This is a genomic window from Paenibacillus sp. FSL R10-2199 (assembly GCF_038000235.1).
GTDB lineage: Bacteria > Bacillota > Bacilli > Paenibacillales > Paenibacillaceae > Paenibacillus_AQ > Paenibacillus_AQ phytohabitans.
The window spans coordinates 3,898,628-3,913,444 of the sequence record NZ_JBBOBO010000001.1 but is presented as its reverse complement, the minus strand read 5'-3'; the positions used below and the strand labels follow the sequence as shown (position 1 = coordinate 3,913,444).

12 protein-coding genes are annotated in these 14,817 nt (G+C 50.5%); 1 reads left to right on the top strand and 11 read right to left on the bottom strand.

The annotated features are described in order from the left end of the window. Window positions 1-57: 57 nt before the first annotated feature. The gene (gene mntR, locus NYE33_RS16695; protein WP_039295471.1) at window positions 58-483 is read right to left on the bottom strand and encodes a transcriptional regulator MntR; all 426 of its coding nucleotides are present in this window, start codon (window positions 481-483) and stop codon (window positions 58-60) included. A 192-nt stretch (window positions 484-675) separates the two neighbouring features. Here mntR and splB point away from each other — a divergent pair, with 192 nt between their 5' ends. Then, window positions 676-1,752, top strand: coding sequence for a spore photoproduct lyase (gene splB, locus NYE33_RS16690; protein ID WP_171716778.1), 1,077 nt, complete (start codon window positions 676-678; stop codon window positions 1,750-1,752). Window positions 1,753-1,761: 9 nt separating this feature from the next. On the opposite strand, the gene NYE33_RS16685 is transcribed toward splB, so the two are convergent. The 10 genes from NYE33_RS16685 to NYE33_RS16640 form a co-directional block, all read right to left on the bottom strand. After that, window positions 1,762-2,475 (bottom strand): cytochrome c biogenesis CcdA family protein, encoded by a 714-nt coding sequence (locus tag NYE33_RS16685; protein ID WP_336103065.1) that lies wholly within the window; start codon window positions 2,473-2,475, stop codon window positions 1,762-1,764. A gap of 86 nt (window positions 2,476-2,561) precedes the next feature. Further along, window positions 2,562-3,365, bottom strand: coding sequence for a metal ABC transporter permease (locus tag NYE33_RS16680; protein WP_042138749.1), 804 nt, complete (start codon window positions 3,363-3,365; stop codon window positions 2,562-2,564). A 744-nt stretch (window positions 3,366-4,109) separates the two neighbouring features. After that, entirely contained in the window at window positions 4,110-4,859 is a 750-nt protein-coding gene (locus NYE33_RS16675) for a metal ABC transporter ATP-binding protein (RefSeq protein ID WP_042138751.1), read from the bottom strand. Between the two features lie 34 nt (window positions 4,860-4,893). Continuing rightward, window positions 4,894-5,862 (bottom strand): metal ABC transporter solute-binding protein, Zn/Mn family, encoded by a 969-nt coding sequence (locus NYE33_RS16670; RefSeq protein ID WP_336102327.1) that lies wholly within the window; start codon window positions 5,860-5,862, stop codon window positions 4,894-4,896. Window positions 5,863-6,088: 226 nt separating this feature from the next. Next, window positions 6,089-8,122 carry a methionine--tRNA ligase gene (gene metG, locus NYE33_RS16665; protein ID WP_336102326.1) on the bottom strand — a complete coding sequence of 678 codons (2,034 nt, stop codon included), beginning with the start codon at window positions 8,120-8,122 and terminating at the stop codon, window positions 6,089-6,091. Between the two features lie 442 nt (window positions 8,123-8,564). Next, window positions 8,565-8,828, bottom strand: a complete 264-nt coding sequence (gene yidD, locus NYE33_RS16660) for a membrane protein insertion efficiency factor YidD (RefSeq protein ID WP_039295456.1) — start codon at window positions 8,826-8,828, stop codon at window positions 8,565-8,567. Between the two features lie 2 nt (window positions 8,829-8,830). Beyond that, on the bottom strand, window positions 8,831-9,292 hold the full coding sequence (locus NYE33_RS16655) for a Fur family transcriptional regulator (RefSeq protein WP_076245636.1): 462 nt from the start codon (window positions 9,290-9,292) through the stop codon (window positions 8,831-8,833). 233 nt (window positions 9,293-9,525) lie between these two features. Then, complete coding sequence (locus tag NYE33_RS16650) at window positions 9,526-11,835, bottom strand: copper amine oxidase N-terminal domain-containing protein (protein ID WP_341066717.1); 2,310 nt, start codon at window positions 11,833-11,835, stop codon at window positions 9,526-9,528. Window positions 11,836-12,179: 344 nt separating this feature from the next. Beyond that, window positions 12,180-12,971 carry a response regulator transcription factor gene (locus tag NYE33_RS16645; protein WP_076245640.1) on the bottom strand — a complete coding sequence of 264 codons (792 nt, stop codon included), beginning with the start codon at window positions 12,969-12,971 and terminating at the stop codon, window positions 12,180-12,182. Further along, complete coding sequence (locus tag NYE33_RS16640) at window positions 12,949-14,802, bottom strand: cache domain-containing sensor histidine kinase (RefSeq protein ID WP_341066714.1); 1,854 nt, start codon at window positions 14,800-14,802, stop codon at window positions 12,949-12,951. The genes NYE33_RS16645 and NYE33_RS16640 overlap by 23 nt, the downstream gene beginning before the upstream one ends. Window positions 14,803-14,817: the final 15 nt, after the last annotated feature.

Genomic DNA, 14,817 nt, shown 5'->3' with positions numbered 1-14,817 from the left:
CCGTTTTGACGTAATAAAACTGGAAAGGTTGCGCTAATCAAACAAAAACAGCCAAAATTATGAATCACTGACCATTTCATGGTGAATATCGTATAAGGTCTGCAGACGCGCTTCATCCCGGCGGAAGTACTCCACTAGTGTCTCGATCCGGGTGATAGAATCCCAGCTCAAATGATGCTCAATGCCTTCAACATCCTTATAAATATGTTCTTGCTGAACTCCAATAAGCCCGAGGAATTCCTCCAGCAGCTGATGGCGGTCCACAAGACGTTTTCCCACTTTTTTTCCTTTGCTTGTTAGGACAAGCCCACGATATTTCTCATAGATGAGATATTCGTCCTTATCCAGTTTTTGGATCATCTTGGTCACAGAGGAGGGGTGTACTTCCAGTCCCTCGGCAATATCCGAGACCCGCGCATAACCCTTCTCATCGATGAGCTTGTATATGCGCTCCAAATAATCCTCCATGCTGGGTGTTGGCATTAACTTTACCTCTTTTCTATATTGAGCGTGGCGATGGGGCCGGGCCTTGCTCTAACAATGATACATGTTTCTGCCGCTCCTTGGCAAGTCCTACAGGTCTGCCGCTTCTCCGCTTAGCGATGTTTACCATGATTTCATTCACCCGCTTAACGGCACAATAACGGTATCCTCATCTATAAGGAGCGTGAATTCATGAACGTAGTTACCCCTGAACGCCCTCCTGCCAAAAGACCGCGGAAGCCGACGGGTCTCTTCATTCCGGAGCTGGTTTTTTTCGAACCGGATGCCTTGAATTATCCCAAAGGGGAGCGGATTATGGAGTGGGTCAAGGCCCGCAACATTCCCTTCCGTATGACCACCTCGCATAACCGGATCACCAATCTGCCCGGCGAAACCGAAGTGGAGCAATACAAAATCGCTAAAAGAACACTTGTCGTCGGTCTCCGCAAAACGCTGACTTTTGACCAGTCCAAGCCGTCTGCCGATTATGCGATTCCGATTGCTACCGGCTGTATGGGCCACTGTCATTATTGTTACCTTCAGACTACATTGGGTTCCAAGCCTTACATCCGTGTATATGTAAACACTGGAGACATCATCGATGCGGCCAAAAAATATATCGGCGAGCGTGCCCCGGAGATTACCACCTTCGAAGCTGCCTGTACCTCGGACCCGCTGGGGCTGGAGCATATTACCGGTTCGCTTACGGAGCTAATTGAATTCATGGCCGAAGAGCCGCTCGGGCGGCTGCGCTTCGTGACGAAGTATCAACATGTTGAGCCCTTGCTTGGACTGAAGCATAACGGCCATACCCGCGTACGCTTCAGCGTGAACGCCGATTATGTAATTAAGAATTTTGAGCCGGCCACCTCCCGGTTCGAGGAGCGGATTGAGGCTGCCGGTCAGATTGCCCGTGCCGGTTATCCGCTTGGCTTCATCATCGCTCCGATCATCTGGCATGACGGCTGGGAAGAAGGCTATGCCGAGCTGCTGGAGAAGCTGGCCCGTACGCTGCCGCCGGGAATTGGCAAGGGTCTTACTTTTGAAATGATCCAGCACAGGTTCACCAAAACGGCCAAGACCGTGATCGAGAAACGTTATCCGAAATCCAAGCTGGAGATGGATATTGAGAAGCGCAAGAAGAAATGGGGCAAGTGGGGCCAGAACAAATATGTCTACCCTGATGAACAGCAAACCGCCCTGCGCGAATTCATCACAGAGCGGATTTTCGAACATTTTCCGGAAGCGGCTATTGATTATTTCACTTAACATTTAGGCTTAGAAAATCAGCCACTCCGGCGTAACCCCCTGCAGCCAGATCGTTATCCGGAACATCTGGTCGGTGAACAGCAGAATGCCCATGAACACCATCAGTGTGCCGCCAAGCTTCATCAGCAGATTGGAATATTTCAGGATCTTCCGCGCGCCGCCCAGGAAAAAAGCGAGTCCGAAGAACGGCAGCGCAAACCCGATGCTGTAAGCCGTAATCAACGTAAACCAGGTTCCCGGATCACTGGCAGAAAGGGCAATAATCGCCGTCAAAATGGGACCGATGCACGGTGACCAGCCCGCTGAGAAGCCGATGCCGAAGATAAACGAGCCCAGATATCCCGCAGGCTTCCATTTCAGCTCCAGCTTGCGCTCCCGGAGCAGAAACTGCGGCTGAAAAACACCAAGCAGGAACAGCCCCATCACAATAATCAGAATAGCCGACAACTGGCGGATCAGATCCCGCTGGCCGTTGAAGAATTCACCAAACAGTCCGGCCCCGAAACCAAGGGTATAGAATACAGCCGAGAAGCCCAATATAAAGGCCAGCGTATGCGAGAGGGTCCGGAAACGGACCTCTTTGCTGTCCCCCCCACTCTTCAGCTCCTGCACCGATAATCCGGTAATATAAGATAGATAGGACGGGTAGAGCGGCAGACAGCAAGGCGATATGAACGACGCCACTCCGGCGGCAAAAGCGATTCCTGCATTCAGGTTGGACACTGGCGTATCTCTCCTTCCCTACTCGGGTTCAGTTCACGAAGGCAGTATTCAAGCATATGTAGTTTAGGCCGCTGGGAGCTTTAGGTTTAGGCTGGCAGCCCTTTTTTGCCGATGAGTGTTAGTGTCAGCAGTGCAATCAGGAGCAGAACAATCGTGGCTCCGGGAGCCAGATTCCACACACCGGCAATGACAAGTCCGCCGACTACAGCGATCTCAGCAATAATTACGGACAGAATGACTGAAGACTTGAAGCTTCGGGACAGCAGCAAACTGATCGCCACAGGAATGGTCAGGAGTGCAGATACCAGCAGTGAGCCGACAATTTTGATCGCCGTACTGATTACAAGCGCGGTCAACACGGTTATCAGCATATTAAGCAGCTTCACCGGCAGTCCGCTGACACTGGCCGCATCCTCCTCAAAGCTGAGCAGGAAGAACTCTTTGAAGAACAGCGAAACTACAACCACAACCGCAATGGTAACGATACCTACTACAATCAGATCGGTGTTATTCAGCGTGTAAATACTGCCGAACAGGTAACTCATCACATCCGCATTATAGCCTTTGCCCAGGGTGAAAAAAAGCGAAGCCAGCGCCACCCCGCCCGACATGATGATGGCAATGGAGAGTTCGGCGTAGCTTTTGTATGCCTTGCGCAGCTTCTCAATCGCAAACGAGGCCACTACGGCAAAGATCAGCCCCGCTCCAAGCGGGTAGAAGCCCGTCAGGAAGCCAAGCGCTACCCCGGCGATGGTCACATGGGCCAGCGTGTCTCCGATCATCGACAGGCGCCGCAGCACCAGGAACACGCCTATCAGCGGCGCGGTAATCCCAATCATCAGCCCGCCGGCCAGCGCCCGCTGGAAAAAATCACTAAATAGAATTTCCAAGATATTTTTCTCCTTTTATGATCAAACCTTTTCGAGACTTTAGATCAAAACCTTTTCGATCAAAAACCTTTTAGATCCAAACCTTTTCGATCCCAAACCTTTTCGATCCCAAACCTTTCGATCCTAAACCTTTTCGATCCCAAACCTTTTCGATCCCAAACCTTTTCGATCCCAAACCTTTTCGATCCCAAACCTTTCGATCCCACCCAAACCCTCCCTTCCAAGGGAGGGCCCCAAGGGCTCTGCCCTCTGGACACCCGTTTAAGTGCAATTGGCGTGGGACAGCAGACTTTCGCTGCTTGGGGACGTTGAGGTAGGACCGCTTTGCCTCCCTGCGGGATATGCTTAACATTTGGCGGGATTTAATTACGCATTCAAGTCAAAATCAAGTTCAAAAGATAAGAGCGAAGGCCGTCCGATGTTGTACAATGGACGACCCAGGGGACAACTAAGAGCAGGGCAGAAGAGCCTTGTCCGTTGGAATCAAGCCGTTTAAATGTACTTTGTACAACTATTTGTCTTATTTAGAACCAGATCAGGAAAATAAGTGTATTTCATACAATTATAAAGAGGGGTAAGCGGATTATCGCCTGTTTTCCGCAAATATAAGTGTACAAACTACAGTTATAGCTTAAATCCGCGCCTATAATCTAAAAATAACTGTACGAAATACAGCTATCTTTAGGATGCTAGCTTGAGAAGCTGATTTTGCAGAATGTCTGAAACACCTCTGCGCTCCCTTTTTCAAGAGAGTGTATGCTGCAGGTTATCGACAACGCAGTCCTGAACATCATGAGAATGGCGGCAATAGAAATTGATCTTGCCGTTCTTCTGCACCGGCTCGTTGCCGAGATAGTTCTTAATCATATCGATGTCATGCGACACCATCAGGAAAGTCATGTGGTGATGGGCATGCATATGCATGATCAGGTCGAAGAATCCGGCCTGAGTCTCGGCATCAATACCGACGGTAGGCTCATCGAGGATCAGCAGATCCGGATGGTTGATCAGGGCGCGGGCCAGGAAGACCCGCTGCTGCTGGCCGCCGGACAGCTGGCCGACTCTTTTCTCCGCGATATCCTGAATCCGCATCACTTCTAGCGCATCCTCACACTGGCGGTGCTGGGCTTTGGATACGCGGCGGATCAGATTCTTGTTATTGTACAGGCCTGACAATACTACCTCACGCACGGTAGCCGGGAACAGCGGATTGAAGGCATTCTTCTGCGGAACATAACCGATCCGTTCCCAGTCCTTGAACTTCCGGACCGGCTGGCCGAATAATTTGATCTCCCCGCTGGTAGCAGGCAGCAGACCGACAATCATCTTGAGCAGCGTAGTCTTGCCGGCGCCGTTGGAGCCAATGATGCCCAGGAAATCGCGTTCTTTCACTGTATAATCCAGATTGGAGATTACCTTCTGTTCGCCATAGGAGAAGGACAAATCCTGTATTTCGATCATATGCTGATGGCAGTCCAGGGATACCGGTTGCATGTGAAGTACCACCTTTCAACTTATACTTTCCTTATTATTGTAAAGCCAGAATGAGATTTTGCAAATTTTTCTCCATTAGTGTGAAATAGTTGTCGCCATTCTTCTCCTGGGCTTCAGTCAGACCCTCTACCGGATTCAGCACCATCGTGGACACGCCTGTTTCACCAGCCAGTGTCTTAGCCAGCTTGTCGGATACCAGTTCTTCGAAGAAAATGTATCGGATGCCCTCTTCTTTGACCAATGCCGCCAGATCAAGCAGATCCTGTCCCCTTGGTTCGGCATCCGGTGACAGCCCCATAATAGCGTGCTGTGACAGACCGTAATCACGCGCCAGATATGAGAAGGCCTGATGAGAGACTACGATCTCTTTATTCGGCAGCTTGCCCAGTTCCTCGGTAAACTTGCTGTCGAGCGCACTCAAGCGTTCAACCAGCTTCTGGTACCGTTCTTCATAACCTGCGGAATGCTCAGGATCAACGGACTGCAGGCTTTCCTTGATGTTCTTCGCCATCACGAGCGCCGACTTCGGACTTACCCAGGTGTGCGGGTCCGTGTGCAGGCTATCACTGTGTTCTGCTTCCTCCTCCTCATGACCATGATCATGACCGTCTTCCTCGTCGGTCATAATCAAATCAACCCCTTGGCTGACTTCTACAGCCTTGGCTTCACTGTCACTGTCGAGGCTTTTGAGGAAATTGGGCACCCAGCCCTCCAGTCCTGCTCCATTATACAGGAACAGCTGTGCCTTCGAGGTATTAATAATATCCTGGCTGCGCGGCGTCCAGTCATGCGGCTCTACCCCCACCGGAAGCAGATTGATCGCGTTGATATCTTCCCCGCCGATTTCACTGGCAAATTCATATATAGGATAAAAAGTAGTGATGACATTCACTTTTCCCTCGATGATACTTCCGCTGCTCTTAGAACCGCATGCGGCAAGCATCATTAGCAGCAGTATGGTAACAACAAGCAAAAGCCCTTTGTGCAAGCTTTTATATAACATTTCTCTATCGACCCCTTAAATCGTAAAATTTACTATGAGAATTATAATAGTAATCGTTACGATAAGTCAACTCTGATCTTCCAGCCAGCCTCCCGATAATTAGACTGAAGCCGCTTATCCTTAAGACCAGCACCTAATAACGTATATTCTCTATTTACACTAAAACAATCCCCGCTGCATTAAGGCACACGGGGATCGTTCATATCATTCAACTATGCAGCTTGTCTTATTTCACAATAGCTCCGTTAGGCATGCTGTCCGGCACGGTGGCGATCGTCAACTGGTCGCCCTTGGAGGCTGCCAGGATCATACCCTGCGACAACTCGCCACGCAGCTTCACCGGCTTCAGGTTCACGATACAGATCACCTTGCGTCCCACCAGCTCTTCCGGTGTGTAGAACTTGGCAATGCCGGATACGACCTGGCGCTGCTCGTATCCAAGATCGAGCTGCAGCTTCAGCAGCTTGTCCGCCTTCTTCACCGGCTCGCAGGCGATGACCTGGGCTACGCGCAGCTCTGCTTTGGCGAAATCGTCGATGCCGATTTCTTCCTTATGCTCCTCTTCCTCCGGATCGGCAGTTGCCGCATCCGGCGTCACTGCAGCCCCTGCAGGCGCAGCTTCCGCAGCTGCTTCTGCAGGCTTGCCGGCTCCCATCGCTTCGGCGATGTACGCCACCTCCTGCGCCACGTCCAGGCGCGGGAAGATCGGGTCGCCCTTCACCAGCTTGGTTCCCGCTGGAATCAGGCCGAATGATTTGCCGCTCTCCCAGGTGGTCAGCTCGCCCGGCTGAATGCCCAGCTGCTCCCATATCTTCGCGGGAGCACCGGTCAGGAACGGCTGCAGCAGGATGGACGCCGTGCGCAGTCCTTCGACCAGATGTCTCATCACCGAAGCCAGCTCGCCGGTTCTGCTCTCATCCTTAGCCAGTACCCATGGCTGGGTTTCATCGATATATTTATTCGTACGGCTGATCAGGGTGCCAATCGCGGTCAGGGCTACGGAGAATTCCATTTTCTCCATCGCTTCTTCGACTTTGACATAGGTGCTCTGCACTACCGATTCCAGTTCCCCGTCAAATGCCGTTACCTGGCCTGCATAAGCAGGAAGCTCACCGGCGAAATATTTCTCTACCATCGCCCCGGTCCGGTTCAGCAGATTGCCCAGGTCGTTGGCCAGATCATAGTTGACGCGGTCCACGAAGCTCTCCGGTGTGAAGGTTCCATCCGAACCGAACGGAACTTCGCGCAGCAGATAATAACGCAGGGCATCCAGACCATAGCGGTCGATTAAAGTAACCGGATCAACGACATTGCCTTTGGATTTGGACATTTTGCCGTCCTTCATCAGCAGCCAGCCGTGCGCGAACACCTTTTTCGGCAGCGGTTCACCGAGCGCCATCAGAATGATCGGCCAGTAGATCGTGTGGAAACGGACAATCTCCTTACCGACAATGTGCACATCCGCAGGCCAGAACTTATCATACAGGCTGCGGTCTTCCGAGCCATAACCGAGAGCCGTAATGTAGTTGGTAAGTGCATCAATCCATACGTACACTACATGCTTCTCATCGCCCTTTACCTTAACGCCCCAGTCAAAGGTCGTACGGGATACGGCCAGATCCTCAAGGCCCGGCTTGATAAAGTTGTTAATCATCTCATTCTTGCGCGATTCCGGCAGGATGAATTCCGGATTCTCTTCGTAGAACTGCAGCAGGCGGTCGGCATACTTGCTCATGCGGAAGAAGTAGCTTTCTTCCTTGACCAGTTCAACCGGATGTCCGCTGTCCGGACTTTTGCCGCCGGTAATATTGCCGTCAGCATCCCGTTCAATATCCACCAGCTGTGTCTCGGTGTAGAAGGTCTCATCCGAAATACAGTACCAGCCTTCGTATTCCCCTTTGTAGATGTCGCCCTGCTTCAGCAGGCGGTCAAAAATATCCGCCACCACTTTCTTGTGACGCTCCTCGGTGGTACGGATGAAATCATCATTGGAGATATCCAGCTTGCGCCACAGATCCTTAATGCCTACGACAATTCCGTCAACGAACTCCTGAGGGGTCTTACCGGCCTTGCCGGCCTTCTCTTCGATCTTCTGCCCATGCTCATCCGTTCCAGTCAGATAACGGACCTCATAGCCACGCAGACGCTTGTAGCGGGCCATCGCATCACCGGCCACCGTTGAATACGCATGTCCGATATGCAGCTTATCGCTCGGATAATAGATCGGCGTAGTTAAATAAAAGGTTTTGTTCTCACTCATTTACGTTGTCATCCCTTCGTTATACCTTCTCATTTTGACACAAAATAGCCCCATAAGTGATGCTTTAATTTCGACGCTTACTCAGGTACTTTGCGGGGGCCCCAAAACTTATAAATTCTTAAATAACAAAAAACTCCCGCCCCTATATGGGGCGAGAGTAAACTCACGCGATACCACCCAAAGTTCCCCGGCTCCTCACAGAGCACAGGCTTCGCCAGTCCCTTGCGGAACTGTCCATTAACGCTGGAACACGCCGTTATCTTACGCAAGCCGCAACTATAAGGCTCCCGCTCGAACACAGTTCCTCCCGGACCATATTCAATCTGGCATCCCATACCGGCTTCCAGCAGCCCCGGCTCTCTGTAATGGTTGTCCACATTTACTCATCCGTTCCTCGGAATATTGCTTATTATTCAAAATATACCCATCACAGCGGCTCATGTCAAGTCGTATGAACAGGCTTATCTCCTGGTGATTGCTCTTTGCGCGGCGGCACCGGGTCCAGCCCTCCCGGATGAAAGGGATGGCAGCGGGCGATCCGCCTTGCAGCCAGCCATGAACCCTTCAGCGGTCCATGGACCTCAATAGCTTCAAGCGCATAGGCTGAACAAGTCGGATAGAACCGGCAGGTTGCCGGCTTAAGCGGCGATATGAACCTGCGGTAGACCCGGATTGGAGCCTGGACCGTTCTTCTTAAGGTAGCCATATTCAGCGGCCTTCTTTGCCGTGAGCAGCTACGACGGACTCTTCTTCGCGGCCCTGTTCACAGTCTTTGCAGTAACCGAACACCTCAAATTTATGCTTGACCACCCGGAATTGATCCGGTGTATCTGTTAAATTCATCGGACAGAAATGAATCGGGTAAGTCTTCATACACTGAAGACAAATCATATGATGATGATGGTGGTCCTGACTGCAGCTTGCTTTGAATTTGACGCCGTCTTCAAAGACAATCTGCTCCAGCACACCAAGCTCCTCCATGACACGCAGGTTGCGGTAGACCGTATCGAAGCTGAGTCCGCTGTATTTGCGGCCCATATGCTCATATACATCCTTCGCAGACAAATACCCCGTATTCTCGCCGAATAACCTGGCAAGCGTTTTGCGCTGATCGGTGATTCGCAGTCCCTGCCCCGACATGGCTTCCAGTATTTGTTCTGTCGACAGCATTCGCTCATCTCCCATAACATAGGTCGTTTGTATTGCACTCTCTTTATAATGCCCCAAAAGTACTGCCCCGTCAATGAAGTGTGCCTGTCCTGCAGCCTTCTCCACATTCCTGCGGGTGCATAGCGCAAAATAACGCCGCAAAGCAGAAGCTTATATTCCATGATTTCACACTAAAAAAAACGGCAGCTGTCCCCTCAGGAACGCTGCCGTTTGCATTTGCATTGAAGTTATATTTATTTTTTGGCCGGAAGCGGAGTAAACACAAAGTTTACAGGCAGATTGCTGCCGGATGCTACGGAGAAGGTAATATCGACCGGACCTTCATATTCGCCGGTACGGAAGACTACTGCATTCATGTCCGAGCTGGACAAGCTTCCCTTGTTCGGCAGATTCACAATCGTTCCGTTCACCAGTAACGAACCCAGATAATTACCTCCACGCGGGTTGAAGGTGATCAGTGTGTTCGCTGCCACACGGTCCAGAACGATTTTGTACAGTACACCGAAGTTGCCGGAATTAGAAGCCTCTGTTCCAGTCATCGGATCAATACCAATCAGATTGAGGTCATTTTTATTATCCCCCAGGATCAGCTTGGATTGCGTTGTGCCTACAACATCAGTCACGTTGATGATGCGTGTTGAATCCGGATACGTTCCCCGGTTATGCACACCGTCGCGGTCAAGAATTGGCAGTGTCGGCAGCACAGCTACCGGATCTTTAGTCTGCTCAACCATTACCACATTATATAGAATAGGATAATCGCTAATCAGATCGGCGCTGAGTGAGAGCACCTCTTTCGGTTTCATGGCAATCTTGTTCAGATCTGTCAGGATTGGCACACTTTGTCCCGGCTGCAGGACGATTTGGGATGCACTTGAACCTGTAATCATGGAATTGTAGTATTTCTGAATCGAAATTCTGCCTGTATATTCCGGAGAAGTTACCGGACCGGCAATACCTGAGTATTCGGTCGAAATCGTCGCCGGATATATGCCGTTGTTCGTGGCGATCACATACAGCTTCTGTCGTGTAGTCATATTGTTCATATGGTGTACCAGGAAACGTGTCTTCCCTACGGAAGTCTCGCGGTACAGCACACCCTCTGTATTAACCGTTTCAGGGCTGTTACTGCGGATCAGCGTATAACTGTCAGATGAAAGATTGTACGGCAGGTTAGGAAGTCCCGGGATCAATCCACCGTCAAACGTCAGAACATCCCCTGGAATAGTGAACAGCTTCGCTACTTCATCCTGGGTATACAGTTGTTCGCTTGTAATGTTAATGGTCTTCTCAAAAGTGCTGCTAAGACCATGCTTATCAGTTACTGTCAGCTGGATGGACGTAGGACCGGGGTTGAAATAGGCCAGGCCACGGTTGCTCCAGGTGGTCGTTAATTCTTCATACTCAGGGTCATAGCTGGTATCTGTCAGAATTACCGGCTCACCCATTTTGTATTCATCTTTATCAGTCGTGAACTGGGCCACAGGCGGCTGATTTGGCTGCAGCACCTGGATCGTTACAGAGTAAGGATCACTCCACAAATTATTCGCATCACGCACAGAATAAGTTACGGTATAGAATCCCGGCTGATCGTACATATCCAGTTTGTTGCCGCCCCATTGTTCTTCAGCCATCGGCGTACCATTCGGTGAAGAATACGAAGTAACATAATTCACAGTCGTTTGACCTGCATAAATCTCAGTTGGTTGGACTGTAAAGGATGCTGTCGGCTTCGTGTTCAGCGTAAGAATGACACGCTTCTGCACATTGTCCACCGTATAAGGAATATTCAGCGCATAGGTAATGGAGGTTAAAGGAACCATGAAGGTGCCTTTGAACTGGTAGGCCGGGCCTTTCATAGTATTCTTGGCGCCATTTACCGTATAGATCTTACTGTCGGTCTTGAAGCGCATAATACTGGTGCCTTTAGTAACGATAACTTCCTTGGTTTTGTAGTCGTAGGTATAGCTTACTCCGACCATTTCCACCATTGCACGGATCGATACATACGAGACCCCGTTCTTGACAGCCATCGGCTGGTTGGCAGTATACGGTGTACCGTTTCTGTACATTTTGTTACTGTTCATCATCAGGATGAGCTGGCCGCCGCCAGTGGCGGAAGTGGTCAGACCTGCAGTTGTCGGCTGCAACACTTGAGTACTGCCAGGAAGCGGAGTTGCCGTTGGAACAGCCGCATCTGTTGGTACAACACCATCAACAGGAGCCTGGGTTACTGCCGGAAGTGGTGTTGGTGTTGCTGCCGGCACTACCGGAACTGCTGTCGCTGCAGGAACTGCTGTTGCTGCCGGGATCGGTGTTGGTGTTGGCGTAACTGTACCTGCAGGCGCCTCAGTTACTAATGGAGGCAATGGATCTGTAGCCGAGGGCTCCTCCTGTGTTACAACCGTCTGCGTGGTATTCACCGCTGCGGCAACATTGCCTGTGATACTTTGTGTGCTGGCAGGAATTGCAAAGGCCGGAACCGCTGCTGCGGTTTGTGAAACGGCCAATACTGCCACTAAGATCATTTTTTTCAAATTCATTGTACGACTCCTTCTGCTCCCAATTGTAGTGTATAAGGCGTTATCTTTCTTTCTTCACCTTATATTCCCCGCAAAAACGCAACCGCTCTTTACAGGACGGTAGAATTATTTGCCACGTTCATTTTACAAAACATAGTATTAGACGCAGGCAACTCCGAAAAGTTTCATTCAGTGTAAAGAAAAATCAAAGATTATCCATTTATTTCTATTAGAAATCCATTTTCACAAAAAAAGATCATCCCCATCCCGGGACAATCTTGGTGTACACCGCCAGAACAAGCAGCATTGAATTCAGTTATTGTACCAGACAGGATATAATCTCCGGCTTCCCTTTACCCTTACCCTTAGCGGGCTTCGGCAGCCTTGTGTTTATCGCGGTATTCCTTAGGAGACATCCCCGTCTGTTTCTGGAATACCTTGGTGAAATAACGCCGCTCCTGATAACCCACTCCCGAGCTGATCGCAGTAATGCTTTTGTCGCTGCTGGCCAGCATGAATTTGGCGGCTTCAATCCTCTGCAACGTTACATACTCCACGAAGGTCATCGCGAAGCGGTTCTTGAAGAGCAGGCAGAAATAGCTGCTGCTGATGCCGATCCGGTTCGCCACCTCTTCAATGCCAAGGTCATAGCTCAGCCGCTCAGTAATATAATTCGCCGCCTGGCTCATCAATTGATCCGGTGTTTTTTTGGCGGAATCCTCGGGTACAGGCATCTCCTGAAACAAGGGAATACTGTTATACAGTTTATCCTTGTACTGTTTGCTGCGGATCCGAGCTCCGATCTCCCGCACCTTGTTGCCAAGCTCCTCATAATGTATCGGCTTGCAGATATATTCCTTCACACCAAGGCGGATGGCCTCGCGCGCATAATCAAACTCCTGATAGCCGCTTAGCAACAGCACCTCACTCTCCAGCCCCATCTCACGCAGCTTGCCGATGAATGTAAGTCCGTCCATGACCGGCATACGGATGTCACACAGCACCAGATCGGGCGTCTCCTCTTCAGCGATACGCAGAGCTTCCATTCCGCTGCGGGCCATCCCCGTAACCTCCATCCCCATGTCATGCCAAGGCAGCACTTTGTTGAGATTGTTCAGGATAGGCGCCTCATCGTCAACCAATAATACCTTTAGCATAATGATCTTCCCCCTGCCCGTATTTAGGTATGACGCACTGGATAATTGTTCCTTCGCCAGAACTCGCACAGATGAAAATCCCATATCTGCCTCCGTATTCTATACGGATTCGGTCAGCTACACTGCGAACGCCAAGCCCCCTCCGTTCCAGATGAATTCCGTGTTGCGCTTTGCCTTCAGGCTTCTGCTCCGCCGGATCATTAACCATATACTGAAACATGGACAGCTGGGACGGAGTCATGCCGATCCCGTTATCCTGAATCCGCAGAATCAGATTCCCCCGTTCTTCCCAGACCTTAACGCTTACCAGACCTTTGTAGCTGATCCCTTCAAAGCCATGCTGAATGCTGTTCTCAACCAGCGGCTGCAGCGTAAGCTTCAGAATCCCGCAGCCCAGCAGCTCCTCCGGAACCTCAAGCTCGTAATCGAACAAGTCCTCGAACCGGAATTTCTGAATATCCAGATAGTTGCGCAGATGCTTAACCTCTTCTTCCAGCGTTATTTCATCCCTGTCCTGGATACTGATCCGCAGAATACTGGCCAGCCTGTAGACCATCTCACTGACCTTGCGCCCTTCATTCTGCACAGCCAGCACATTGATGGATTCCAGCGTATTGAACAGAAAATGCGGTTTGATCTGCGCCTGCAGCACGCGCATTTCCGCCTGATTTTTGCGCCGCTGCTCTTCATTGATCCTGTTGAATAATGAATTGATTTTGTCCATGAGGTCATTGAAGCCTCTGGCGAGCAGCGTCATTTCGTCACTGCCCTTCTCCTCGACCCGGGTTGTCAGGTCTCCATCCTCCACCCGGCGCATGAAGCGGACGATCACAGCAATCCCCCCTGTAATCCGGTTCATGAAGAACAGATTGAAGATCACTGCACCGAGCAGGCACAGAAACATAACCACCACAAACCAGCGGGCAAACACAGTTACTTCACGGGACAGCGAGCCCCAGGAGGTCACAGAAACCAGGCTCCAGGGATAGCCCTTCAGGTGGTAGACTGACAGAATGCTCTTTTCGCCGTCAAACTGTGTTCTGTAGCTCTGGAAGCCCGGCTTAAAGGTAATATCCTTCGTAGTAAAGTCACGGAAATCCTGTCCGTCCAGCTGCCTGTCCGGGTCAAGCAGGATCATCCCGTCATCGTTGACCAGCATAAAGGATACCTTCTGGCTGCTGTCCCCGATCTTGAGGTTGCGGAATATGGATTCGAACTCCCAGTTCTTGATCTGGACTACCAGGATGCCGATGTTCTGAAAAAAGCTGAGCTCCTTAACCAGCCGGATCTGCGTAAACACAGCCTCCGTCCCCGTCAGTTCGGGATACTCATGCGGTGCCAGCCATTTCGGAACCCCGTTAAGCTTCATAACCTCCTGGTAGAGATCGCTCCCTTTGAACTTGTCGTAGGGGAGAGTGCGGAAATTTTCTTTGTTAAAGACCGATACGATCTCCGAGCTGCCTTTTCCATTAAAATTATAGAGAAAGGCATAGCTGATCGACGGATGATTATAGAGCAGACTACGGAAATTGCGCTGGCTGGCGTTCAGGCTGAGCTGCTCGGCATCGGTCAAATCCTGTTTGGAGGGATCATCCGCGCTGAGTGCCATATGAAAGACCGAGGTGGCAATTCCGTTGTCTGTCACATTGTCCATATCCTTAAACACATTCGAAATGCTGTAACTGATCGCCTTAAGTGAATATTCGGACTGCTGGCTGTACTTCTTCTCTATCGAATTATAAGTAACGAAGAACATAATCATGCCAAGAATGAATAAGGGAATGATAATCAGGCCCAGAAATGCCGTAAATAATTTGTAGCGCAAATTCATCGGCCCATGCTCCTG

Coding starts and splice junctions, on each gene's coding strand:
- NYE33_RS16675 (WP_042138751.1), bottom strand. CDS start 4,859: ATGCAACCGGTATCCCTGGACTGCCATCAGCATATGATCGAAATACAG.
- mntR (WP_039295471.1), bottom strand. CDS start 483: ATGCCAACACCCAGCATGGAGGATTATTTGGAGCGCATATACAAGCTC.
- NYE33_RS16650 (WP_341066717.1), bottom strand. CDS start 11,835: ATGAATTTGAAAAAAATGATCTTAGTGGCAGTATTGGCCGTTTCACAA.
- metG (WP_336102326.1), bottom strand. CDS start 8,122: ATGAGTGAGAACAAAACCTTTTATTTAACTACGCCGATCTATTATCCG.
- yidD (WP_039295456.1), bottom strand. CDS start 8,828: ATGGCTACCTTAAGAAGAACGGTCCAGGCTCCAATCCGGGTCTACCGC.
- NYE33_RS16640 (WP_341066714.1), bottom strand. CDS start 14,802: ATGAATTTGCGCTACAAATTATTTACGGCATTTCTGGGCCTGATTATC.
- splB (WP_171716778.1), top strand. CDS start 676: ATGAACGTAGTTACCCCTGAACGCCCTCCTGCCAAAAGACCGCGGAAG.
- NYE33_RS16670 (WP_336102327.1), bottom strand. CDS start 5,862: ATGTTATATAAAAGCTTGCACAAAGGGCTTTTGCTTGTTGTTACCATA.
- NYE33_RS16655 (WP_076245636.1), bottom strand. CDS start 9,292: ATGCTGTCGACAGAACAAATACTGGAAGCCATGTCGGGGCAGGGACTG.
- NYE33_RS16645 (WP_076245640.1), bottom strand. CDS start 12,971: ATGCTAAAGGTATTATTGGTTGACGATGAGGCGCCTATCCTGAACAAT.